The organism is Pseudomonas sp. AC193 (assembly GCF_979258075.1).
Map to the genome: position 1 here is coordinate 5,412,186 of NZ_OZ409832.1, position 24,621 is coordinate 5,436,806.

General features: G+C 59.0%; 23 protein-coding genes. 15 read left to right on the forward strand and 8 right to left on the reverse strand.

Features of this window, described 5'->3' with window-relative positions:
* Window positions 1–116: 116 nt before the first annotated feature.
* From ACZZ0D_RS24280 to ACZZ0D_RS24350, 15 genes are all read left to right on the forward strand, one after another.
* Window positions 117–524, forward strand: coding sequence for a F0F1 ATP synthase subunit I (locus ACZZ0D_RS24280; protein WP_008084411.1), 408 nt, complete (start codon window positions 117–119; stop codon window positions 522–524).
* A gap of 16 nt (window positions 525–540) precedes the next feature.
* Window positions 541–1,410, forward strand: coding sequence for a F0F1 ATP synthase subunit A (atpB, locus tag ACZZ0D_RS24285; RefSeq protein WP_053125288.1), 870 nt, complete (start codon window positions 541–543; stop codon window positions 1,408–1,410).
* 133 nt (window positions 1,411–1,543) lie between these two features.
* Complete coding sequence (atpE, locus tag ACZZ0D_RS24290) at window positions 1,544–1,801, forward strand: F0F1 ATP synthase subunit C (protein ID WP_003097235.1); 258 nt, start codon at window positions 1,544–1,546, stop codon at window positions 1,799–1,801.
* 58 nt (window positions 1,802–1,859) lie between these two features.
* On the forward strand, window positions 1,860–2,330 hold the full coding sequence (locus ACZZ0D_RS24295) for a F0F1 ATP synthase subunit B (protein WP_003229781.1): 471 nt from the start codon (window positions 1,860–1,862) through the stop codon (window positions 2,328–2,330).
* A 12-nt stretch (window positions 2,331–2,342) separates the two neighbouring features.
* Window positions 2,343–2,879, forward strand: a complete 537-nt coding sequence (locus ACZZ0D_RS24300) for a F0F1 ATP synthase subunit delta (RefSeq protein WP_053125286.1) — start codon at window positions 2,343–2,345, stop codon at window positions 2,877–2,879.
* 21 nt (window positions 2,880–2,900) lie between these two features.
* A complete protein-coding gene (gene atpA, locus ACZZ0D_RS24305) occupies window positions 2,901–4,445 on the forward strand; it encodes a F0F1 ATP synthase subunit alpha (RefSeq protein ID WP_463554474.1) in 1,545 nt (514 codons plus the stop codon).
* A 50-nt stretch (window positions 4,446–4,495) separates the two neighbouring features.
* Window positions 4,496–5,356, forward strand: a complete 861-nt coding sequence (gene atpG / locus ACZZ0D_RS24310) for a F0F1 ATP synthase subunit gamma (RefSeq protein WP_007911960.1) — start codon at window positions 4,496–4,498, stop codon at window positions 5,354–5,356.
* 27 nt (window positions 5,357–5,383) lie between these two features.
* Window positions 5,384–6,763 carry a F0F1 ATP synthase subunit beta gene (gene atpD, locus ACZZ0D_RS24315; protein WP_016984062.1) on the forward strand — a complete coding sequence of 460 codons (1,380 nt, stop codon included), beginning with the start codon at window positions 5,384–5,386 and terminating at the stop codon, window positions 6,761–6,763.
* Window positions 6,764–6,808: 45 nt separating this feature from the next.
* A complete protein-coding gene (locus tag ACZZ0D_RS24320; RefSeq protein WP_053125284.1) occupies window positions 6,809–7,234 on the forward strand; it encodes a F0F1 ATP synthase subunit epsilon in 426 nt (141 codons plus the stop codon).
* A 115-nt stretch (window positions 7,235–7,349) separates the two neighbouring features.
* Window positions 7,350–8,717 (forward strand): bifunctional UDP-N-acetylglucosamine diphosphorylase/glucosamine-1-phosphate N-acetyltransferase GlmU, encoded by a 1,368-nt coding sequence (gene glmU / locus ACZZ0D_RS24325; protein ID WP_463554475.1) that lies wholly within the window; start codon window positions 7,350–7,352, stop codon window positions 8,715–8,717.
* A 229-nt stretch (window positions 8,718–8,946) separates the two neighbouring features.
* Entirely contained in the window at window positions 8,947–9,723 is a 777-nt protein-coding gene (locus tag ACZZ0D_RS24330; protein WP_053125280.1) for a DeoR/GlpR family DNA-binding transcription regulator, read from the forward strand.
* A gap of 2 nt (window positions 9,724–9,725) precedes the next feature.
* Window positions 9,726–11,558, forward strand: coding sequence for a glutamine--fructose-6-phosphate transaminase (isomerizing) (glmS, locus tag ACZZ0D_RS24335; protein ID WP_463554476.1), 1,833 nt, complete (start codon window positions 9,726–9,728; stop codon window positions 11,556–11,558).
* A gap of 126 nt (window positions 11,559–11,684) precedes the next feature.
* Window positions 11,685–12,611: a LysR family transcriptional regulator gene (locus ACZZ0D_RS24340; RefSeq protein WP_463554477.1), complete on the forward strand. Its 927-nt coding sequence runs from the start codon at window positions 11,685–11,687 to the stop codon at window positions 12,609–12,611.
* Window positions 12,612–12,715: 104 nt separating this feature from the next.
* Window positions 12,716–13,342, forward strand: a complete 627-nt coding sequence (locus tag ACZZ0D_RS24345) for a glutathione S-transferase family protein (protein WP_212550286.1) — start codon at window positions 12,716–12,718, stop codon at window positions 13,340–13,342.
* Between the two features lie 45 nt (window positions 13,343–13,387).
* Complete coding sequence (locus ACZZ0D_RS24350; RefSeq protein ID WP_463554478.1) at window positions 13,388–15,418, forward strand: pyridoxamine 5'-phosphate oxidase family protein; 2,031 nt, start codon at window positions 13,388–13,390, stop codon at window positions 15,416–15,418.
* 137 nt (window positions 15,419–15,555) lie between these two features.
* Here ACZZ0D_RS24350 and ACZZ0D_RS24355 read toward each other — a convergent pair whose 3' ends face one another.
* From ACZZ0D_RS24355 to ACZZ0D_RS24390, 8 genes are read right to left on the reverse strand one after another with little or no spacing between them, the layout of a single operon-like run.
* Window positions 15,556–16,686 (reverse strand): glycosyltransferase family 4 protein, encoded by a 1,131-nt coding sequence (locus tag ACZZ0D_RS24355; protein WP_463554479.1) that lies wholly within the window; start codon window positions 16,684–16,686, stop codon window positions 15,556–15,558.
* A gap of 1 nt (window position 16,687) precedes the next feature.
* Entirely contained in the window at window positions 16,688–17,818 is a 1,131-nt protein-coding gene (locus tag ACZZ0D_RS24360; protein WP_463554480.1) for a glycosyltransferase family 4 protein, read from the reverse strand.
* The gene (locus tag ACZZ0D_RS24365) at window positions 17,802–19,169 is read right to left on the reverse strand and encodes a glycosyltransferase family 4 protein (RefSeq protein WP_463554481.1); all 1,368 of its coding nucleotides are present in this window, start codon (window positions 19,167–19,169) and stop codon (window positions 17,802–17,804) included. Before ACZZ0D_RS24365 ends, ACZZ0D_RS24360 begins: the two co-directional genes overlap by 17 nt.
* Window positions 19,166–20,419: an ABC transporter ATP-binding protein gene (locus tag ACZZ0D_RS24370; RefSeq protein WP_463554482.1), complete on the reverse strand. Its 1,254-nt coding sequence runs from the start codon at window positions 20,417–20,419 to the stop codon at window positions 19,166–19,168. Before ACZZ0D_RS24370 ends, ACZZ0D_RS24365 begins: the two co-directional genes overlap by 4 nt.
* On the reverse strand, window positions 20,419–21,216 hold the full coding sequence (locus ACZZ0D_RS24375; RefSeq protein ID WP_400753006.1) for an ABC transporter permease: 798 nt from the start codon (window positions 21,214–21,216) through the stop codon (window positions 20,419–20,421). Before ACZZ0D_RS24375 ends, ACZZ0D_RS24370 begins: the two co-directional genes overlap by 1 nt.
* Entirely contained in the window at window positions 21,217–22,659 is a 1,443-nt protein-coding gene (locus ACZZ0D_RS24380; RefSeq protein WP_463554483.1) for a mannose-1-phosphate guanylyltransferase/mannose-6-phosphate isomerase, read from the reverse strand.
* 3 nt (window positions 22,660–22,662) lie between these two features.
* Window positions 22,663–23,634: a GDP-mannose 4,6-dehydratase gene (gene gmd / locus ACZZ0D_RS24385; RefSeq protein WP_011336673.1), complete on the reverse strand. Its 972-nt coding sequence runs from the start codon at window positions 23,632–23,634 to the stop codon at window positions 22,663–22,665.
* On the reverse strand, window positions 23,634–24,545 hold the full coding sequence (locus ACZZ0D_RS24390; protein WP_463554484.1) for a GDP-mannose 4,6-dehydratase: 912 nt from the start codon (window positions 24,543–24,545) through the stop codon (window positions 23,634–23,636). Before ACZZ0D_RS24390 ends, gmd begins: the two co-directional genes overlap by 1 nt.
* Between the last annotated feature and the right edge of the window lie 76 nt (window positions 24,546–24,621).

Sequence of the window (24,621 nt, forward strand, 5' to 3'; positions counted from 1 at the left end):
CACTACCTGACAGTTGAATAGGGGCAGAACCGCCCCTATACTCTGCGCGCATTTTGTCGGCACAAATTATGCCAAGTTATTGAATTCTGGCAGCCGACCATTGGAGAGCAATAGTGATGGAAACCCGCAAGCCAAACCGCCTGCCGTTCCATCGCCTGGCGGTATTTCCGGTGTTAATGGCTCAATTTGTCATTTTGCTCATTGCCGCTTTGGCGCTCTGGCAATGGCACGGAGTCGTTGCCGGATACTCGGGACTTTGCGGAGGCCTGATAGCCTTGCTGCCCAATGTTTATTTCGCTCATAAGGCATTTCGGTTTTCCGGCGCCCGAGCAGCCCAGTCCATCGTCCGGTCTTTTTATGCCGGCGAGGCAGGCAAACTGATTTTGACAGCAGTGCTTTTTGCGCTGGTGTTTGCAGGTGTGAAGCCGCTGGCGCCGATAGCTGTATTCGGCGTGTTCGTGCTGACTCAGTCGGTCAGCTGGTTCGCTCCCCTGCTGATGAGAACAAGACTTTCGAGACCTTAGGGCGTTTGAGGCAACCATGGCAGAAACAACCGCTTCGGGCTATATCCAGCACCACTTGCAGAACCTGACCTTCGGTCAGCTACCTAACGGCGGCTGGGGCTTTGCCCACACCGCAGCAGAAGCCAAAGAAATGGGCTTCTGGGCTTTCCACGTCGATACTCTCGGCTGGTCGGTCGCGTTGGGTCTGATCTTCGTTTTTCTTTTCCGCATGGCGGCAAAGAAAGCGACTTCGGGTCAGCCGGGTGCTTTGCAGAACTTCGTTGAAGTATTGGTCGAATTCGTCGATGGCAGCGTGAAAGACAGCTTCCATGGCCGTAGCCCGGTGATTGCACCGCTGGCACTGACCATCTTCGTCTGGGTGTTCCTGATGAACGCCGTCGACCTGATCCCGGTCGACTGGATTCCTCAGCTGGCCATCCTGATCTCCGGTGACCACCACATCCCGTTCCGCGCCGTGTCGACTACCGACCCGAACGCAACTCTGGGCATGGCGTTGTCGGTTTTCGCACTGATCATTTTCTACAGCATCAAGGTCAAGGGCATCGGCGGCTTCATCGGCGAACTGACCCTGCACCCGTTCGGCAGCAAGAACATCTTCGTTCAAGCCCTGCTGATCCCGGTGAACTTCCTGCTGGAATTCGTGACCCTGATCGCTAAACCGATCTCTCTGGCTCTGCGTCTGTTCGGCAACATGTATGCCGGTGAGCTGGTGTTCATTCTGATCGCTGTGATGTTCGGCAGCGGTCTGCTCTGGCTGAGCGGCCTGGGCGTTGTTCTGCAGTGGGCTTGGGCTGTGTTCCACATCCTGATCATCACCCTGCAGGCGTTCATCTTCATGATGCTGACCATCGTCTACCTGTCGATGGCGCACGAAGAAAACCATTAAGGCCAGTCTCGACTAGTCTGATGTCCTTCCCGGTCAAACGGGAAGGGGCTCTTCACAGGGCACCTGAAACGATTTGTTTTACCGCTTTAATCTAAAAAACCTAAACCATACGACGTAAAAGTCGGGAGGAAAGATGGAAACTGTAGTTGGTCTAACCGCTATCGCTGTTGCACTGTTGATCGGCCTGGGCGCACTGGGTACCGCAATTGGTTTCGGCCTGCTGGGCGGCAAGTTCCTGGAAGGCGCAGCGCGTCAGCCAGAAATGGTTCCAATGCTGCAAGTTAAAATGTTCATCGTTGCCGGTCTGCTCGACGCCGTAACCATGATCGGTGTTGGTATCGCGCTGTTCTTCACCTTCGCGAACCCGTTCGTTGGTCAGATCGCTGGCTAATTACTCGGATATTCCGGGTAATTTGGTGTGATGGACAACGTAACTGCGAGGTGTTGGCGTGAACATTAATGCGACCCTGATTGGCCAGTCCGTTGCGTTCCTGATTTTTGTACTGTTCTGCATGAAGTATGTATGGCCGCCGGTCATCGCTGCTCTGCACGAACGTCAAAAGAAGATCGCTGATGGTCTGGACGCTGCCAGCCGTGCAGCTCGCGACCTGGAGTTGGCCCAAGAAAAAGCGGGTCAGCAACTGCGCGAAGCGAAAGCTCAGGCAGCTGAAATCATCGAGCAAGCCAAGAAACGCGGTAACCAGATTGTCGAAGAGGCCGTTGAAAAGGCCCGTGTCGACGCTGACCGTGTGAAGGTTCAGGCTCAAGCCGAGATCGAACAGGAACTGAACAGTGTCAAAGACAAGCTGCGCGCCCAAGTGGGTTTGCTGGCTGTCGGCGGCGCCGAGAAGATCCTGGGTGCCACAATCGATCAAAACGCGCACGCAGAGCTGGTTAACCAACTGGCTGCTGAAATCTAAGCGAGGGCGATCATGGCAGAACTGACCACGTTGGCCCGACCTTACGCTAAGGCGGCCTTCGAGCACGCTCAGGCCCACCAGCAACTGGCCAATTGGTCAGCCATGCTCGGCCTGGCTGCAGCGGTGTCACAAGATGACACCATGCAGCGCGTGCTCAAGGCCCCGCGACTGACGAGCGCAGAAAAGGCCGCCACGTTTATTGACGTGTGCGGCGACAAGTTTGATGCCAAGGCACAGAACTTCATCAACGTCGTTGCCGAAAACGACCGTCTCCCGCTTCTGCCGGAGATTGCCGCTCTTTTCGACCTGTACAAGGCCGAACAAGAGAAGTCGGTAGACGTTGAAGTGACCAGTGCTTTCGCATTGAACCAAGAACAGCAAGACAAACTCGCCAAGGTTCTCAGTGCACGACTCAACCGGGAAGTGCGCCTGCAAGTCGAGGAAGATAAAGCCCTTATTGGGGGTGTTGTCATCCGCGCCGGCGACCTGGTTATCGATGGCTCGATTCGCGGCAAAATCGCGAAACTTGCCGAAGCATTGAAATCTTGAGTTTGAAGGGGCAGCAGAGCAATGCAGCAACTCAATCCTTCCGAAATAAGTGAAATTATCAAGGGCCGCATCGACAAGCTCGATGTGACCTCCCAAGCCCGTAACGAAGGCACTGTCGTCAGCGTATCTGACGGCATCGTGCGGATTCACGGTCTGGCCGACGTAATGTACGGCGAGATGATCGAGTTTCCGGGCGGCGTCTACGGTATGGCCCTCAACCTGGAGCAAGACTCCGTAGGTGCCGTTGTATTGGGCGCTTACCAGTCTCTGGCTGAAGGCATGAGCGCCAAGTGCACCGGCCGCATCCTCGAAGTTCCTGTTGGTAAGGAACTGCTGGGTCGCGTAGTCGACGCACTGGGTAACCCTGTTGACGGCAAAGGTTCACTGGGCAACACCTTGACCGACGCGGTCGAGAAAGTTGCACCGGGCGTGATCTGGCGTAAGTCGGTAGACCAGCCTGTACAGACTGGCTACAAGGCTGTCGATGCCATGATTCCTGTCGGCCGTGGCCAGCGTGAGCTGATCATCGGTGACCGTCAGATCGGTAAAACCGCTCTGGCGATCGACGCGATCATCAACCAGAAAGACAGCGGCATTTTCTGCGTCTACGTAGCTATTGGTCAGAAGCAATCGACCATCGCCAACGTGGTTCGCAAGCTGGAAGAAAACGGTGCCCTGGCCAACACGATCATCGTGGCTGCCAGTGCTTCGGAATCTCCTGCGCTGCAATTCCTGGCACCGTACTCCGGTTGCACCATGGGTGAATTCTTCCGCGACCGCGGTGAAGACGCGCTGATCGTTTATGACGATCTGTCCAAGCAAGCAGTGGCTTACCGCCAGATTTCCCTGCTGCTGCGCCGTCCACCAGGCCGTGAAGCTTACCCAGGCGACGTGTTCTATCTCCACTCCCGTCTGCTGGAGCGCGCATCCCGCGTTTCGGAAGAATACGTAGAGAAGTTCACCAACGGCGCAGTGACCGGCAAAACCGGTTCCCTGACCGCACTGCCGATCATCGAAACCCAGGCTGGCGACGTTTCCGCGTTCGTTCCGACCAACGTGATTTCCATCACCGACGGTCAGATCTTCCTGGAATCGGCCATGTTCAACTCGGGCATCCGCCCTGCAGTGAACGCCGGTGTTTCGGTATCCCGTGTGGGTGGTGCCGCTCAGACCAAGATCATCAAGAAGCTTTCCGGTGGTATCCGTACCGCTCTGGCTCAGTACCGTGAACTGGCGGCATTCGCCCAGTTCGCTTCTGACCTGGACGAAGCGACCCGTAAGCAACTTGAGCATGGTCAGCGCGTTACCGAGCTGATGAAGCAGAAGCAATACGCACCAATGTCGATCGCTGACATGGCGCTGTCGCTGTATGCCGCTGAGCGTGGGTTCCTGACTGACATTGAAATCGCCAAGATCGGCAGCTTCGAACAAGCGCTGATCGCTTTCTTCAACCGCGATCACGCCGATTTGATGGCCAAGATCAACGTTAAAGGTGACTTCAATGACGAAATCGACGCTGGCATGAAAGCCGGTATCGAGAAGTTCAAGGCCACCCAAACCTGGTAAGCCGCAGCGGGAGCCGCGAGGCTCCCGCTTGCTAACCTGATAGGTGTTACATGGCAGGCGCAAAAGAGATTCGCAGTAAGATTGCGAGCATCAAAAGCACGCAAAAGATTACCAGCGCCATGGAAAAAGTGGCGGTCAGCAAAATGCGCAAGGCACAAATGCGCATGGCTGCTAGCCGTCCTTATGCGGAGCGTATCCGCCAGGTTATTGGGCATCTGGCCAACGCCAACCCGGAATACCGCCACCCGTTCATGATCGACCGCGAAATCAAGCGCGTTGGTTATGTTGTGGTGAGCAGTGACCGTGGTCTGTGCGGCGGCTTGAATACCAACCTGTTCAAGGCCCTGGTCAAGGACATGGCGGTAAACCGCGAAAACGGCGTCGAGATTGATCTGTGTGTCGTTGGTAGCAAGGGTGCGGCCTTTTTCCGTAACTTCGGCGGTAACGTCGTTGCAGCTATCAGCCACCTGGGTGAAGAGCCGTCGATCAATGACTTGATCGGCAGCGTCAAGGTGATGCTGGATGCCTACCTGGACGGCCGTATTGACCGCCTGTCCGTGGTGTCCAACAAGTTCATCAACACCATGACGCAACAGCCTACCGTGGAGCAGTTGATTCCACTGGTGGCCACCCCGGATCAGGATCTCAAGCACCACTGGGACTATCTCTACGAACCGGATGCCAAAGAGCTGCTTGACGGCTTGATGGTCCGCTACGTTGAGTCGCAGGTCTACCAGGCGGTGGTCGAGAACAACGCGGCTGAACAAGCTGCGCGGATGATCGCGATGAAGAACGCTACCGACAACGCCGGTGATTTGATCAGCGATTTGCAGCTGATCTACAACAAGGCGCGTCAGGCTGCGATCACCCAAGAGATCTCGGAAATCGTCGGCGGCGCTGCCGCGGTTTAACGGTTCAAATATTCAGAGGATCCAGCTATGAGTAGCGGACGTATCGTTCAAATCATCGGCGCCGTTATCGACGTGGAATTTCCACGCGACAGCGTACCGAGCATCTACAACGCTTTGAAAGTCAAAAGCGATGCCGGCACCACTCTGGAAGTTCAGCAGCAGCTGGGCGACGGCGTGGTTCGTACCATTGCGATGGGTTCCACCGAGGGCTTGAAGCGCGGTCTGGAAGTTACCGATTCTGGCGCAGCCATCTCCGTACCGGTCGGTAAAGCGACCCTGGGCCGGATCATGGACGTCCTCGGTAACCCGATCGACGAAGCTGGCCCGATCGACACCGAAGAGCGTTGGGGCATTCACCGTCCAGCGCCTTCGTTCGCTGAACAGGCAGGCGGCAACGACCTGCTGGAAACCGGCATCAAGGTTATCGACCTGGTTTGCCCGTTTGCCAAAGGCGGTAAAGTCGGTCTGTTCGGTGGTGCCGGTGTAGGCAAAACCGTAAACATGATGGAACTGATCCGTAACATCGCCATCGAGCACAGCGGTTATTCCGTGTTCGCCGGTGTGGGTGAGCGTACTCGTGAGGGTAACGACTTCTACCACGAGATGAAGGACTCCAACGTTCTGGACAAAGTGGCACTGGTTTACGGTCAGATGAACGAGCCGCCGGGTAACCGTCTGCGCGTAGCACTGACCGGCCTGACCATGGCCGAGAAGTTCCGTGACGAAGGTAACGACGTTCTGCTGTTCGTCGACAACATCTATCGTTACACCCTGGCCGGTACTGAAGTATCCGCACTGCTGGGCCGTATGCCTTCGGCAGTAGGTTACCAGCCGACCCTGGCTGAAGAGATGGGCGTTCTGCAAGAACGTATCACTTCGACCAAGGAAGGTTCGATCACTTCGATCCAAGCGGTATACGTACCTGCGGATGACTTGACCGACCCGTCGCCAGCGACCACCTTCGCCCACTTGGACGCCACCGTCGTTCTGTCCCGTGACATCGCTTCCCTGGGTATCTACCCAGCGGTAGATCCACTGGATTCGACTTCGCGCCAGCTGGATCCGAACGTAATCGGCCAGGACCACTACGACACCGCTCGCGGCGTTCAGTACGTTCTGCAACGTTACAAAGAGCTGAAGGACATCATCGCGATCCTGGGTATGGACGAGCTGTCGGAAGCCGACAAGCAGTTGGTAAACCGTGCTCGTAAGATCCAGCGCTTCTTGTCGCAGCCGTTCTTCGTGGCTGAAGTCTTCACCGGTGCTTCGGGTAAATACGTTTCCCTGAAAGACACCATTGCTGGCTTCAAAGGCATCCTCAACGGTGACTACGACCACCTGCCAGAACAAGCGTTCTACATGGTTGGCGGCATCGAAGAAGCGATCGAGAAAGCCAAGAAACTGTAATCCCGGCGCCCGGCAACGGGCGCTAATTTAGGTTGAGGCAATCAGATGGCTATGACAGTCCATTGCGATATCGTCAGCGCGGAAGGGGAAATCTTTTCCGGCCTGGTCGAGATGGTGATTGCGCACGGTGCACTGGGTGATCTTGGTATCGCTCTGGGTCACGCGCCGCTGATCACTAATCTGAAGCCAGGTCCGATCCGCCTGATCAAGCAAGGCGGGGAAGCCGAGGTGTTCTACATCTCCGGTGGTTTCCTCGAGGTTCAGCCGAACATGGTCAAAGTGCTTGCCGATACCGTGCAACGTGCTGCCGACCTGGATGAAGCTCAGGCTCAAGCAGCTCTCAAGGCTGCCGAGCATGCTCTGCATGAAAAGGGCGCTGATTTCGACTACAGCGCTGCGTCAGCTCGTCTGGCCGAGGCTGCAGCTCAGCTGCGCACCGTCCAGCAGATCCGCAAGAAGTTTGGCGGTTAATCCGTCAGCCGCTTGTTGTGCGATTGATAAAAAAGGGTAGCCTCGGCTACCCTTTTTCTTTTTCCGAATTCAAACCCGGTCGCAGTTGCTGACCACCCAGGATTGGTAGCCAGTCATGTCTCTTGAAATCGTTATCCTCGCGGCCGGTCAAGGCACTCGTATGCGTTCGGCCCTGCCGAAGGTTTTGCACCCGATTGCCGGCAATTCCATGCTGGGCCATGTTATCCACAGCGCCCGCCAACTCGATCCACAACGCATCCATGTAGTAATTGGCCATGGCGCCGATGTGGTGCGTGAACGTCTGGCGGCTGATGATCTGAATTTCGTCCTGCAGGACAAGCAACTGGGCACCGGCCACGCCACCGCTCAGGCCGTACCGTTCATTTCCGCGGACACCGTGCTGATCCTTTACGGTGACGTGCCGCTGATCGAAGTCGAAACCCTGCAACGTTTGCTCAAGCACGTAGTGCCGGGGCAGATGGGTTTGCTCACCGTCGAACTCGATGATCCAACCGGTTACGGCCGTATCGTGCGCGACTCTGACGGTAAGGTCGCGGCCATCGTTGAGCACAAAGACGCCAGCGAAGCGCAGCGCGCAATCACCGAAGGCAACACCGGCATTCTCGCCGTCCCGGCCGATCGTCTGGCCGACTGGATGAGCCGCCTGTCGAACAATAACGCTCAGGGCGAGTACTACCTGACCGACGTGATCGAAATGGCGGTCAACGATGGTCTGGTAGTGGCCACCGAACAACCGCACGACCCAATGGAAGTGCAGGGCGCCAACGATCGCAAACAACTGGCCGAGCTGGAGCGTCATTACCAGTTGCGCGCCGGCCGCCGTTTGATGGCGCAAGGCGTGACCCTGCGTGACCCGGCGCGTTTTGATGTGCGCGGCGAAGTGACCGTGGGTCGCGATGTGCTGATCGACATCAACGTGATCCTCGAAGGCAACGTTGTTATCGAAGACGACGTGGTGATCGGCCCGAACTGTGTGATCAAGGACAGCACCCTGCGCAAAGGCGTGGTGATCAAGGCCAACAGTCATATCGAAGGTGCCGTAATGGGCGAGGGCAGCGATGCCGGTTCGTTCGCGCGTCTGCGTCCGGGCACCGTGCTTGAAGCGCGCGCGCATGTGGGTAACTTTGTTGAACTGAAGAATGCGCACATGGGCGAGGGCGCGAAGGCCGGTCACTTGACCTATTTGGGCGATGCCGAAATCGGTGCGCGCACCAACGTGGGTGCGGGCACCATCACCTGCAACTATGACGGCGCCAACAAGTGGAAAACCGTGTTGGGTGCAGATGTGTTCATCGGCTCCAATAACTCGTTGGTCGCGCCTGTGGATATCTCTGACGGTGCGACCACGGCGGCCGGTTCGACGATTACGCAGAATGTGGATAACGCGCAGTTGGCAGTTGGTCGCGCGCGGCAGAAGAACATTGATGGCTGGAAGCGTCCGGTGAAAATCAAAAAGGACTGAGTTATCCACAGTCTGACTTAACCACGCATATCCAATGTGGGAGCGGGCTTGCTCGCGAAAGCGGTCTATCAGTCACACATTCAGTGCCTGACACGACGCCTTCGCGAGCAAGCCCGCTCCCACATTTTTGTTTGTGTTGTTCTGAAAAAACTCTGCATCGCGCTTGACGATTTATGGCCAATAGGTTTTGATTGCTTCCGTTATCTTTCGAATCGAAACTTAAACCGCCATGTCGAAACGCAACACGCCCCAACGCCGCCACAACATTCTCGCCTTGCTCAATGAGCAGGGCGAAGTCAGTGTGGATGAGCTAGCCAAGCGCTTCGAAACCTCTGAAGTTACGATTCGCAAGGATCTCGCCGCACTGGAAAGCCATGGCTTGTTGCTGCGCCGTTACGGCGGGGCGATCACCATGCCGCAGGAGCTGGTCGCGGAAACCGCGCAGAGCGTTTCCAAATACAAACAGGCGATTGCCCGCGCGGCGGTGAAACGCATCCGCGAGCACGCGCGCATCATCATCGACAGCGGCAGCACCACCGCCGCGATGATCCCCGAACTTGGCCAGCAGCCAGGTCTGGTGGTGATGACCAATTCCCTGCACGTCGCCAATGCCTTGAGCGAACTCGAACACGAACCGGTGTTGTTGATGACCGGTGGCACCTGGGATCCGCATTCGGAATCCTTCCAGGGCCAGGTTGCCGAGCAGGTACTACGCTCTTACGACTTCGACCAGTTGTTCATCGGCGCCGACGGTATCGACCTGGTACGCGGCACCACGACCTTCAATGAACTGCTCGGTTTGAGCCGGGTCATGGCTGACGTGGCGCGGGAAGTCATCGTCATGGTCGAGGCCGACAAGATCGGCCGCAAGATTCCCAATCTGGAGCTGCCATGGAGCAGCGTCCATACCCTAATTACCGATGATCGCCTGCCCATCGATGCACGCGATCAGATCCAGGCCCGCGGTATCAACGTGATTTGCGCGGCTGTCAGTCAGGAGAAATAAGCATGTGTGGAATTGTCGGCGCAGTCGCTGAACGTAACATCACCGCCATCCTGCTCGAAGGCCTCAAACGCCTCGAATACCGTGGTTACGACAGCGCCGGTGTGGCGGTGTACACCAATGACGAAACCCTCGAGCGCATGCGTCGCCCGGGCAAAGTCAGCGAACTCGAAACCGCACTGGCCGAGCACCCGCTGGTGGGTCGTCTGGGTATCGCCCACACCCGTTGGGCCACCCACGGCGCGCCGTGCGAGCGTAACGCTCACCCGCATTTCTCCGGCGACATCGCGGTGGTGCATAACGGCATCATCGAAAACCACGAAGCTTTACGTGAACAACTGAAAGCACTGGGTTACGTGTTCACCTCAGACACCGACACCGAAGTTATCGCCCACCTGCTCAACCACAAACTCAAAGATCAGCCTGATCTGACCGTGGCACTCAAAGCCACCGTCAAAGAACTGCACGGCGCTTATGGTTTGGCGGTGATCAACGCCAAGCAGCCGGATCGTCTGGTGGCCGCGCGCAGTGGCAGCCCGTTGGTGATTGGTCTGGGACTGGGCGAGAACTTCCTCGCTTCCGACCAACTGGCGCTGCGTCAGGTGACTGACCGCTTCATGTACCTGGAAGAAGGCGATATCGCCGAAATTCGCCGCGATAACGTGCAGATCTGGGACGTGAGCGGCAACGCTGTCGAGCGCCAGACCGTGCAATATACCGACGGTGCCGAAGCTGCCGACAAAGGCGAATTCCGCCACTACATGCTCAAGGAAATCCACGAGCAACCGGCCGTTGTCCAGCGCACCCTCGAAGGTCGACTGAGCAATGATCAAGTGCTGGTGCAAGCTTTCGGTCCGCAAGCCGCCGAGCTGTTCGCCAAAGTGCGCAACGTGCAGATCGTCGCCTGCGGCACCAGCTATCACGCCGGTATGGTCGCGCGTTATTGGCTGGAAGAACTTGCCGGCATCCCCTGCCAGGTCGAAGTCGCCAGCGAATTCCGCTACCGCAAAGTCGTGGTGCAGCCGGACACCTTGTTCGTGACCATCTCCCAATCCGGCGAAACCGCCGACACCCTGGCCGCGCTGCGCAATGCTAAAGAACTGGGTTTCCTCGCCAGCCTGGCGATCTGCAACGTCGGCATCAGCTCGCTGGTGCGTGAATCCGACCTGACCCTGCTAACCCAGGCCGGTCGCGAAATCGGCGTCGCTTCGACCAAAGCCTTCACCACGCAACTGGTCGGCCTGTTGTTGTTGACCCTGTCGCTGGGTCAGGTTCGCGGCACGTTGGCCAAAGGCGTTGAAGCCACTTTGGTCGAAGAATTGCGCCGCCTGCCAACCCGCCTCGGCGAAGCGCTGGCGATGGACAGCACCGTGGAAAAAATCGCCGAACTGTTCGCCGAGAAAAACCACACCCTGTTCCTCGGCCGTGGCGCGCAATTCCCGGTAGCGATGGAAGGTGCCTTGAAGCTCAAGGAAATCTCTTACATCCACGCCGAAGCCTACCCGGCCGGCGAACTGAAACACGGCCCGCTGGCGCTGGTGGATAACGACATGCCAGTGGTCACCGTTGCGCCGAACAACGAGCTGCTGGAAAAGCTCAAGTCCAACCTGCAGGAAGTCCGCGCCCGTGGCGGCGAACTGATCGTGTTCGCCGACGAAAAAGCCGGGATGACCAACGGCGAAGGCACCCACGTGGTGCAAATGCCGCACATCCACGACATCCTCTCGCCGATCCTCTACACGATCCCGCTGCAGTTGCTGTCGTACTACGTTGCGGTGCTGAAGGGCACGGATGTGGATCAGCCGCGTAATCTGGCGAAGTCGGTGACGGTGGAATAAGTTATCCACAACTGAGTTAACCGCAAAAGATCGCAGCCTGCGGCAGCTCCTACACGGGAATCGTATTTCACCTGTAGGAGCTGCCGCAGGCTGCGATCTTTTGATTTTGATGTGAGGGTCAAACCCATGGATCGCTTCCAGGAAATGCACATCTTCACCACCGTCGCCCAAGAGCAGGGCTTCTCCTCGGCCGCGCGGCGTTTGGGCCTTTCCGCGGCCAGCGTGACGCGGGCGGTGGCGGCGCTGGAGTTGCGCATTGGTACGCAGTTGTTGATTCGTACCACGCGCAGTGTGCATTTGAGCGAGGCGGGGCAGCGTTATCTGGAGGATTGTCGGAGGATTCTTGCGGAGGTGCAGGAAGCCGAGGATTCAGCGGCGGGCAGTCATGCGCAGCCGCGTGGGCAATTGACGGTGACGGCGCCGGTGTTGTTCGGCGATCTGTTTGTGACACCGGTGATGGCGGGTTATCTCGCGCAGTATCCGGAAGTCACGATCAACGCGGTGCTGGTCGACCGGATCGTCAACATGGTCGAAGAGGGTATCGATGTGGCGGTGCGCATCGGTGATCTGCCCGACAGCAGCCAGCATGCGATTAGGGTCGGTGAGGTGCGTCGGGTGATTTGTGGCTCTCCGGCTTATTTCGCGCAGCATGGTCGACCGGTTCATCCACACGCGTTGGCGGGCGTGCCCGTCGTGGCGACTTCAGCAATCGGCCAGCAACGCACCTGGCCGTTTCTCGACGGCGGCGAACCATTCAGCGTGCGACCTGAGCCGCGTCTGATCGTGACCGCCAATCAGGCTGCGATTACGGCGGCGACCATGGGCTTGGGGATGACCCGAGTCTTGTCTTATCAGGTGGCGAGCAAGGTGGCCGCCGGTGAACTGGAAATCGTCCTCGCCGAATTCGAACTGCCCGCATTGCCGATCCATGTGGTCTATCAGGGCGGGCGCAAGGCGCCGGCGCGGATCCGCAGTTTTGTCGATTTCGCGGTACAGGCTTTGCGCGAACATCCCGCGTTGAAAAATGCAGCGTTATTGCACGAGCTGAAATAATCGTTTGCAGTTACTGGTGATTCTGTTGTTTTCGCGATCAGGGGAAGATGGCCCCCTCGGCGCGCTCATCCCCGCAGCGACGCCCCTGTTCAGCGGAGTCGACCATGCAAGCGATCAAACTCTACAACTTCCCGCGTTCTGGCCACGCTCATCGCGTCGAGTTGATGCTGTCCCTGCTGCAATTGCCGACCGAGCTGATTTTCGTCGATCTGGCCAAGGGTGAGCACAAGCAGCCCGCGTATCTGGCCATCAACAGCTTCGGCCAAGTCCCGGCGATTGATGACGGCGGCGTGGTGCTCGCCGATTCCAACGCTATTCTGGTGTATCTGGCGCAGAAGTATGGCAACGGACGTTGGCTGCCTGCGGACCCGGTCGGTGCCGCCCATGTGCAGCGTTGGTTGTCGGCAGCCGCCGGGCCGATTGCTTTCGGCCCCGCTGCCGCACGCTTGGTCACGGTATTCGGCGCGCAACTGAATGCTGATGAAGCCATCACCCGTGCGCACAACCTGCTGAAAGTGATGGACGTCGAACTGGGCAAAACCCCGTATCTGGCCGGCGAAGAACCGACCATCGCCGACGTCTCGGCCTACAGTTACATCGCTCATGCGCCGGAAGGCAATGTGTCGCTGGATGAGTACGGCAACGTTCGCGCCTGGCTGGCCCGGGTCGAAGCCTTGCCCGGTTTTGTCGGCATGCCGCGCACCGTCGCCGGCCTGCAAACCGCAGTCTGATTCCCGCAATCCACACTGTGCCGACGGTGCAGGGGAGAGGTCGTGATGGAACGTTCACCGTGGCACGCTGGCGAGCAACAGTTGCAGGCGAAAGTCGGGGTTGCCGAACGCATGGAGACGTTCGGGCGTAAGGTGATTCGCACGTGGATGCCGGATCAGCACCGTGAGTTCTATCAGCAATTGCCCTTCATGTTGTACGGCGCCGTCGATGCGCAGGGTCGGCCGTGGGCCAGTGTGCTTGAAGGTGCGCCGGGCTTCGCTCATTCGCCGGATCCCGAGCACCTGCATTTCGCCAGCCAAACCTCGGCCGATGACCCGGCGCAACTGCGCAATGGCGAGCCGATCGGTTTGCTCGGCATCGAACTGCACACCCGCCGGCGCAATCGCCTCAACGGTCATGTCGATAATCTGACCGCGCAGGGATTCGACGTCAGCGTGGATCAGGCTTTCGGCAACTGCCCGCAATACATTCAGTTGCGCCAGTTTCAGCGCGTGCCACTGACGGATCCGCAAACCCGCCCGGCTCAGCATCTGGACGCTCTCGATGAGACGGCCACGGCGTTGATCGAAGGCGCCGACACGTTCTTCGTCGCCAGTTATGTCGATGTTGATGGTCAGCGCGCGGTGGATGTTTCCCACCGCGGTGGGCAGCCAGGTTTCGTACGGGTGGAAGGGAATCGTCTGACCATCCCCGACTTTGCCGGCAATCTGCATTTCAATACCCTCGGCAATTTATTGCTAAACCCCAAGGCCGGCCTGCTGTTCATCGACTTTTCCACAGGCGATGTACTGCAACTCAGCGGGCGCACCGAGATCATTCTCGAAGGCCCGCAAATCGAGGCGTTTCAAGGCGCGGAACGCCTGTGGACATTTGCTGTGGAAAAACTGGTGCGGCGCCCGGCGGCATTGGCGTTGCGCTGGCGCTTCGACGGCATGTCGCCGACCAGTCTGTTGACCGGTAACTGGGCCGAGGCGGACGCACGTTTGCAGGCGCAGGCACTCGGCAATCAATGGCGGCCTCTGCGGGTGGCGAAGATCGAAGCGGAGAGTCAGCACATTCGCTCGATCTATCTGGAGCCCGCCGATGGCGCCGGTTTGCCGGTGTTTCTCGCCGGTCAGCATTTGCCGCTGCGTTTCACCGTGGAGGGCGAGGTACACATTCGTACTTACAGCCTTTCGAGTGCGCCATCGGATGGTTTCTATCGAATCAGCGTCAAGCGTGAGGGCCTGATTTCGTCGCATCTGCATGAGCAGATTAATGTTGGCGATGTACTCGAAGCGCGTGCGCCGCAGGGGCATTTCACCGTCGCACCGCTGGAGCAGCGACCGTTGGTGTTGTTGGCGGCCGGTGTGGGAATTACGCCGTTGCTGTCGATGCTGCGCGAGGTGGTGTACCAGGGCTTACGGACGAGGAGGATTCGTCCGACGCTGTTGTTGCAGAGTTCACGCAGCCTGGCCGATCAACCCTTTCGCAAGGAGCTGGATCGCTTGCTGGAAACGTCTGGCGATGCGGTACGGGTGTTGCGTTTGCTCAGCCAGCCGGAAGCCGATGTGCAGGAAGGTGCGGACTTCGATTTGCCGGGGCGGATTGACGGCGAGGTGTTGAGGAATGTGCTGGAGGTCGATGATTTCGACCAGATCGATTTTGTCCTGTGTGGCCCCGGTGGTTTTACCCAAGGGCTATACGACACCCTGCGCGAACTGGATGTACGCGATGCGCAGATTTATGCGGAAACCTTTGGCCCGTCGACGCTGAAACGTCAGGCCGATCCGGATGCAATCGTGATTGAGCAACCGCCCGTAGCGACCACTTCGGTTCCGGTGGTGTTCGAGCGTTCGGCGAAAGAAGCGCGTTGGCAGCCGGATGGTGGCAGTTTGCTGGAACTGGCGGAAAACCGTGGATTGCGTCCGGAGTTCAGTTGCCGGGGTGGTTCATGTGGAACCTGCAAGACGCGGCTGGTCAGCGGTGCGGTGAATTATCCACAGGTGCCGGCGGATATGCCGGAGGCGGGGCATGTGCTGATTTGTTGCGCGGTGCCGGCGCAGAGCAGCCAACCTTTGGTGCTCGACCTGTAATCCCGAACCCACCACAAAATCCCTGTGGGAGCGGGCTTGCTCGCGAAGGCGGGTTGTCAGCAACGATGATGTCGACTGACCCGACGCTTTCGCGAGCAAGCCCGCTCCCACAATGGGGAATGTGTTTCAGGCCGAAATCAGGCGTAGGACAGGGATTTTTCTTCGAGCAGTTCCTGATACAGCTCCGTCCACTTGCGCCCCATTTCATCGGCTGTGAATAACTGCCGATACCGCGCCTCCGCTTTCACCCCCATCGCCGCCGCACGCACCGGATCATCCCAGAGCGTACGCATCGCCTCGCGAAACGCCTGCGGATGACTCGGCGGTACGACCAATCCGGTCTCGTTGTGAATATTGATGTAACTGGTGCCGGTGCCGATCTCGCTGGAGATCATCGGTTTGCCGTACATCGCGCCTTCCAGCAGCGAAATACCGAACGCTTCCGAACGCAGGTGCGACGGGAAGACGATCGCGTAGCTCAATTGCAGCAACGCGACTTTGTCTTCGTCGCCCAAGCGGCCGAGGAAATGAATGTTGCGCAGCCCCAACGCTGCAGCTTGCGCATGCAACTCTTGCTCGAGCGGGCCGGCGCCGACGATCACCACCGGGTAATCCACGTCTTTCAGCGCATCGAGCAGGATGTGCAGGCCTTTGTAATAACGCATCACCCCGACAAACAGGAAAAACTTATCCCCAAGCTGCTGGCGCCAGCGGTTCATGCGCTCGGTATCAGCCTGTGGATAACCGGCCTTGTTCAAACCGTAGGGGATGACTCGAGTCTTGTCCTGAAACTGCTGCAGCACATCGCTGGTGTGCAGGTAGTTCGGCGACGCCGCGACGATGCGGTCGGCGCTGGCGAGGAAGCGGTTCATCAGCGGCCGGTAAAGTTTCAGCAGGTGCCTCTGGCGAATGATGTCCGAGTGGTAGGTCACGACGCTGGGTTTGTGCGTGGCGCTGGCGAAATGCACCAGATCCATGAACGGCCACGGGAAGTGATAGTTGACCACATCGGCCTCGGCGGCCATTTCGCGAAACTGTTTGAACACACTCCAGGAAAAACCGGTGGAGGCGAACTGAATGTCGAGTTTGGCGCGGTGCACTTCGTGGTGACCGAGTTTGACCACGGGCGGTGTCGGGTCGCTGCTGAGTGTCAGCACCTGGCCATCGATGCCGTGCTGGGCGCCGCTTTCGCAGAGCTGGAAGATCACTTGTTCGATGCCGCCGACCGAGTCAGGCAGGTACGTTTTGAAAAAATGAAGTACGCGCATATCAACCTCCCATGGCCTGGCGGTAGGCACCGGCCGTGGCCTGTGCACAACGCTTCCAGGAAAAAAGCCGTGCCTGCTGCAATCCGGCTTCTCGGCATGCCTGCCAATGTGCTTGATCGTCGATCAGAAGGCTCATCGCATCGCGCAAGCCTTGTGCATCGTCAGCTTCAATATAGTTGCCGGCCGGGCCCGCCACTTCCGGCATCGCCGAAGAATCGGTGACCACCACCGGCGTGCCACTGGCCATTGCCTCCAGCACCGGCAGACCGAAACCTTCGTACAGCGAAGGAAAAATCAGTGCCCGTGCACCGGCGAGCAATTGCGCCACGTGTTCATCGGGCAAGTAACCGAGCAGGCACACATGCCCGCTGGCCAGGGCCTGACGCAATTCGTCACTGAATTGATCGCGCTGCCAGCCGGCCATGCCGACGATCAGCAGCGGAAAGCGCTCGCGCACGGCTTCTGGCAACAAGGCGTGGGCGCGCAGGGCCAGCGTCAGGTTTTTGCGCGGCTCCAACGTGCCGACACAGAGGAAATACTCACGCGCCGTTACCGCGTGCGTTTTGAGCACCGCGTCGATCGCCAATGGCTCACGCGGATGAAAGCGTGCCGCGACGCCCAATGGAGCGACCACAAAACGCTCGGCAGGCAAGCCGAAATAATCCTGCGCTTCATCGGCGATGGCTTGCGAGTCGGTGAGAATCAGCTGCGCCTGCGCAACGCCGCTCGCCAGTCGCCGCTCGATTTCCTTGAGCCGCGCCGCCGGTTGCGTGTCGGGGAAATGCAGGTGCGTGAGGTCGTGCAAAGTGATCACGGTCGGGCCGTCGAAGGCCAGCGGCCACAGGCTCGGCTCGTGATACAGATCGATGCCTTGCGCGCGACCCTGATCGAAGCGTTTCTGCTCCAGCCAGCGCCGTGCCTGATAGGCCCCGGGGATTTGCCGCAGCAGCGGCGTCAAACGCGAGTAACCGGGCATGGCCGCTTCCGGCAGCGCCGAACTCCAGCCCCAGCCGTGGAACAGCGTAACCTCGACATCAGGTTCGCTGCGCAAGGCGTTGACCAGTTCGGCGACGTAATGGCCGATGCCGGTGCGCGGCGCCTGCAGAATGCGTGCGTTAAGGGCAATGCGCATGCTGCCTCGCTGGCGCCGTCGGCGCTTCCAGAACATTACGCACACTGCGCTCGGCCAGTTGCTGACTGGCTTCGCGCCAACCGATCCACTGCCAATCGGCGACATCGCGCGCAGCGGGAAACTGGCCGCTGCGCTGGAAACCCATGATCAGCTCGGCAAGGCTTTGCGGATCCAGCAGATCGAAATAGGCCATGAACTCGCCGCCAATTTCACGGAACACCGCGATATCGCTGCCCATCGCTGGCAAGCCGCGCTGCATGGCTTCCACCAGCGGCAAGCCAAAGCCCTCGACGAACGACGGGAACACCAACGCACTCGCGTGGGCGTAGGCGTGTTCGAGGCTGGTGTCGCTGAGGTCGTTGAACATGAACAGGCGCGTGTTCAGTTCGGGATGATTGCGCACCCGAGCGAGCAGGGCTTCGCACTTCCAGCCGACTCGCCCGGCGATGCACAGCCGCGCGGTTGAGCCCGCAACCCAGGCGCGTTCAAATGCGTCGAGCAGGTACGCGTGGTTCTTGCGCGGTTCGATGGTACTTACCATCAAAAACACCGGCTCGGGCGTGGTGAACAGCTGCTTCAGGCGCGCCTCAACCGTTGCCTCGGTGGTGTGCAGATCCAGTTCAGAACCCAAGTGAAAGAAATCGAACCAGCGCTTGTCGGTCTGCTCGCCACCGATTCGCCGCTGCAATTCTTCACGCACCTGATCGCGCACCGTCGCCGAAATCGCCATGTAGCCATCGGCGGTGCGGGTGATCCAGGCGAACCACTCGCTGAAAACCTCGACCAGACGCGTGTCGTAAAACTGGGGATGAGTCAGCGGAATCAGGTCATAGATCACCGCGATCACGCCGACGCCGTCGCGCTTCAACTGCTCGACGTGGGCGAATAAATCCGAATGCCACGACGAATCCAGCAGCACCAGTTGATCACCGGGCTGGTGTTGCAGCGGTGAACAACGTTTAAGCAATTGGCTACGGTTGATCCGCCGAATCAGCCGGATCGGCACGCCGAACGCAGCGAACACAGTCAGCCGATAACCGACATACAAAATCCGTCGCGCCAGTTTCGAGGTGCACTGTGCTTCGCGCTTTTGATGCCATTGCCAGAAGCGATGGGCCAGACGCTCAAGGCGCTCACCGAAAGTTTCCAGTGCGTTGTAAAACGGCGTATCCAGCGGCGCCAGTTGCAGCACCCGATAGAGTTGGCCATTGAGCACCACCACCGGCATGCACTCGACGCCGTCGGCGCTGGCCGGCAGTTGATTGATGACGTTGCGCACCACGCGTTGAATCCCCGAGTTGACCGTCGGGTGTTTGAACACGTGGGTGCATTCCACCAACAGGCGCGTCATGGTGCGCGCTCGACGTGCCGGGCCTCGGTGTCGCGAGTGATGGTGGTTTTGGCGCCGAGCCACGAGCAACCGACAAAGTCTTCCTGACGGTTGTTGATCACATGGAACACCAGCCCGTAGTCACGCCATTCGAAATTGCGATCGAGGTGCGAGTCCAGACGTGACAGGCTCAGCGACACCGAATAGTTACCTTTGCCCAAGCCCATGATGAAGGCGAAGCGATAGGTGAAACGTTCGCCGGCGTGCAGGTCGGTCAAGGCCTTGTCGAGGCGATGGGTATTGATGCCGTACATCATCTGGCCCAGACGATCCTTGAGGATAAAACCCAGCACCAGCCGTTCGATGTCCTTGCGCACCTCGACCTGGACTTCAAGCACCACTGCTTGGCCTACTTCGGCGGCGTCGATGCTGCGATCGTTTTCATCGAGAAGGCGCACGCCAAGAATCGCCGCTTCGCCGGTACCGGAGACGGTTTGCACTTCGCCACCGGCGAGCATTTCCTGACGGACGATCTGGCCTTCGCGTTCGGCCATCAGCGCGTTGTAGTAATCGAGCACCGGTTCCGGTTTGCCGTACATGGCCATGCGGCCGTCCTTGAGCAGGATCGCCGAGTCGCAGATCGACTGAATTGCCGAACGGTCATGGGACACGATCAGCAACGTGGTGCCGGATTTACGGAAACTGCGGATGCGCTCGAAGCTCTTGTGCTGGAAGTAGGCGTCGCCCACCGACAGCGCTTCGTCGACGATAAGAATGTCCGGGCGCCGCGCCGTGGCGACGCTGAACGCCAGGCGCATCTGCATGCCGCTGGAATAGGTGCGCACCGGGTGGTCGATGGCGTCGCCGATCTCGGCGAAATGCTCGATGTCGGGCAGCAGTGCTTCGATTTCTTCGAGCTGCATGCCCAGCAACTGGCCGGCCATGATCGCGTTCTGGCGACCGGTGAAATCCGGGTGAAAGCCCATGCCCAATTCCAGCAACGCAGCGACGCGACCTTGCAGTTCGATCTTGCCGCTGGTGGGTTGGGTGGTGCCGGTGATCATCTTCAGCAAAGTGCTTTTGCCGGCACCGTTGGCACCGACGATGCCCACCGCTTCACCGGGGGCGATTTCAAATTCGACGTCTTGCAGCACCCAGTGCTGGCGGTGGCGGATCGGCGAAAACGGGATCAGCCACTCGGCCAGTCGGCTCCAGCGGTTGGGGTATTGTTTGTAGGCCTTGCTCAGGCCAGTGACGCGAATATGCCCCATCAGAGTTCATCCACCATTTCGCCGACGCGCTGGCGAAACAGCCGCAGACCGATCAGACAAAACACCACGCCCGTGACGAAGATCGGCAGCAGCGAGCTCCAGACCGGCCACTGACCATAGAGAAACAGGTTTTGATAACTGCTGAACAGATTGGTCAGCGGGTTGAGTTGCAGCAGGCGCTGCACCCATTCCGGGAGGATCGTGATCGGGTAAACGATCGGCGTCAGCCAGAACCAGAATTGCAGGCAGATGCCGAACAACTGGCCGACATCGCGGAAGAACACGTTGAGTACGCCGAGCACCATGCCCAGCCCGGCGCAGAACATCATTTGCAGGGCGATCAGCGGAATCAGCGCCAGCAGCGCCATGCCCGGCCAACGCCCGGTGATCAGCAGAAAGCCGAGAAACAGGCTGATGATGATCGCGAAGTTGATCCCGGCATTGCACAGCACAATCACCGGCAGGCAGATGCGCGGGAAGCTGATTTTCTTCAGCAGGTTGGCGTTTTCCAGAAACATGTTCTGGCTGCGCAGGGTGATTTCGGAAAACAGCCCCCACGCCAGCAGACCGGCGCAGAGGTAAACGCTGTAGGCCATGCTGTCATCCACGCCCGGCAAACGGGCGCGCATGATGTGGGAAAAGATCACCGTGTAAACGACGATCATCGACAGCGGGTTGAAGATCGGCCACAGAGCGCCGAACAACGAATTGCGGTAACGCGCTTGAAACTCTCGCTGCACGCTGCCGAGGATGAAACCTCGGTAGCCATGCAACGAGCGGTACAGGGAAAGCAGCATTTAAACCGTCCTGCCGTATTGGTCTTCGAAGCGGACGATGTCGTCCTCTCCCAGGTATTCGCCGCTTTGCACTTCGATGATCACCAGATCGATCACGCCGGGGTTTTCCAGGCGATGCTTGTGGCCGGCGGCGATGAAGGTCGATTCATTCTTGGCCACCAGCGTGGTGCCGGAGCCGTTGTTGGTGACCTTGGCCATGCCCTCGACGACCACCCAGTGTTCATTGCGGTGATGGTGCATTTGCAGGGACAGCTTGCCACCGGGTTTGACCACGATGCGCTTGATCTTGAAGCGCGGCCCTTCTTCGAGAACCGTGTAAGTACCCCACGGGCGGCTGACTGTACGATGCAACCGATAGGCTTCGTGGGATTTGTCCTTGAGTTGCTTGGCCACCCGACGCACGTCCTGCGCACGGTCGGCGTGGGCCACCAGCACCGCGTCGGCGGTGTCGACGATGATCAGGTTATCCACACCCACCGTCGCCACCAAGCGGCCTTCGCTCTGCACGAAGTTGTTATGACTGTCGATGAAGATCGCTTCGCCGCTGGCGCGGTTGTTGTCGGCATCGGCGGGCACCAGAGCCGCGACGGCGCCCCACGAGCCGATGTCGCTCCAGTCAAAACCGGCCGGCACCACCACGACTTTTTCCGAGCGTTCCATTAATGCGTAGTCGATGGAGATGTCGGTGATTTCCGCGAACAGCGCCGGTGACAGCTCTTGTTGCAGGCAACCGACGGTTTCAATCGGTGCGCTGGCGGCCATGCAGGCGCGGGTCTGTTCCAGCAGCTCCGGTGCGTGCAATTGCAGCTCGGCAATCACCGCCGCCGTGGTGAAGCAGAACATCCCCGAGTTCCACAGGAAGTTGCCGCTCTCCAGATAATGCGTGGCGGTTTGCAGGTCGGGTTTCTCGACGAAGCGCTGCACTTTCGCCGCGCCTTTGGCGTCCAGCGGCGCGCCGGTTTCGATGTAGCCGAAGCCGGTTTCCGGCGCGGTCGGGATCACACCGAAAGTCACCAGATAACCGTCCTTGGCCAGATTGACCGCGTGCTCGACGGCGGTCTTCAGCGCGTCCTGATTGACGATCAAATGGTCGGCCGGCATCACCACCATGATCGCGTCATCACCGTGCAGCGCTTGCAGCGACAACGCTGCGGCAGCAATCGCCGGCGCGGTGTTGCGCCCGGTCGGCTCCAGCAGGAAGTGCCCGCGATGGCGCGAGACGTGGGCGGCGCAATAGTGATCCTTGCTCTGGAAGTAGTACTCGCGATTGGTCACCGTGACGATGTCGCCCCAGCCGTCGAGCAAAGCTGCGGCGCGCTGGTAGGTCTTGCCGAGCAGCGACTGGCCGTCGGGCAAATTCATGAACGGTTTCGGATGGCCCTCGCGGGACACCGGCCACAAACGAGTGCCGGCACCGCCGGACAAAATCACGGGGATCAGCATGGCCTACTCCTTGGCGACGCGTTTCATGTCCGCATCCATCATCATGCGGATCAAGGTATCCAGGTCGGTTTTCGGCTTCCAGCCCAGCACGCGCTGAGCCTTGGCCGGATTGCCGAGCAGCACTTCAACTTCGGCCGGGCGGAAAAACGCCGGGTCGATTTTCACGTAATCACGGTAGTTGAGGCCGACGTGATCGAAGGCGATGCGGCACATCTCGCGCACCGTGGTGGTGACGCCGGTGGCGACCACGAAATCGTCAGGCTTGTCCTGTTGCAGCATCAGCCACATGGCTTCGACGTAGTCGCCGGCAAAACCCCAGTCGCGTTTCGCATCAATGTTGCCCAGCGCCAGCTCCTGCTGTTTGCCTTGCTTGATGCGAGCAGCGGCGTCGGTGACCTTGCGGGTGACGAACTCGATGCCGCGCAGGGGTGATTCATGGTTGAAGAGAATGCCGCTGCTGGCGTGCAGGTTGAAGCTTTCGCGATAGTTGACGGTGATCCAGTGGCCGTAGAGCTTGGCCACGCCGTACGGGCTGCGCGGATAGAACGGCGTGTTCTCGTCCTGCTGCTCGGCTTGAATCAGACCGAACATTTCACTGGTCGAGGCCTGATAGAAGCGCGTGTGCGGGCTGAACTGACGGATCGCTTCAAGCAAGTGCGTGACACCCAGACCATCGACAATGCCGGTGGTCACCGGTTGATCCCAGGAGGCGGCAACAAAACTTTGCGCGGCGAGGTTATAGACTTCGTCCGGCGCTGACTTGATGACCGCGCGCTGTACCGAGCAGGCATCGGCCATGTCGCCGTCGAGATAAACGATGTCGGCTTCGACACCCATCTCGCGCAGGCGCCAGCGCGAATCGCTGCTGCGCCGTGCAACCAGGCCATGAACCTTGTAGCCCTTGTCGAGCAACAGTTTCGCCAGATAAGCGCCGTCCTGGCCGGTGATCCCCGTGATCAGTGCACTTTTAGTCATTATTGTTTTACTCGCTTCTCCCAGTCGGACAGGATCGCCCGCAGGGATTGTTGTGTGGTGATTTCAGGCGCCCATCCTGTGGTTTTGGTCAGCCTTGCATGGCTGCCGCAAACGCGACGCTGATCGGCACGTCGCATACGCGCCGGATCCTGAACCAGTTGCATGGTTACTTCGGCCAGATCGGCCAGTTGTTCAATCAGACTGCGGATGCTCTGCTCCCGCCCCGAGCAGATGTTGTAAACCTGTCCTGCCTGGCCCTTTTCCAGCAGCGCGAAATACGCCGAGACCACGTCGCCAACATCGAGAAAATCGCGGCTGACGTCAATATCCCCAACCTCAAGTTGTGGTGCTTGCAGGCCTTGCTTGATGCGAATGATCTGCCGCGCCGCGCTGGCGATGACAAAACTGTCTTTCTGCCCGGTGCCGATGTGGTTGAACGGCCGCGCGACGAGTACCGGCCAGCCCTCGCTCAAACCCCATTGCAGGCTGAGAAACTCGGCCGAGATTTTGCTCACCGCGTACGGGTTGCGCGGGCAGGGCGCTTGTTGTTCGGTGATCGGCAGATCGTTCTCGCTGACCTGACCGTAAACGTCGCCAGAGCTGACGTACAGGAAGGAGCCCTGAAAACCACGGGCCTTGAGGGCCTGCAACAGATTGAGGGTGCCGAGCAGATTGATGTCGAAGGTGCGGGCCGGGTCGCGGAAGGCTTCGGGGACGAATGTCTGGCCAGCCAGATGAATGACCGCGTCGGGCATTTGCGGCCAGAGGTCGACAAGGCTGTCGGGATCCGCCAGATCAAAACGTGAAGCTGCAGGCAGCAGTTCCCACGCAGAATCAGACGAGGCCAAACGTGACTGAATATGTTGTCCAACGAATCCACTGAGACCCGTGACGAACAGACGCTTTTTCAAACAGCGACCCCTTGGTCTTGGTTTTCGCAGCACTTCCTACAGGCTTTAGAGAAGGGTCTGTCAGATCGGTGGAAAA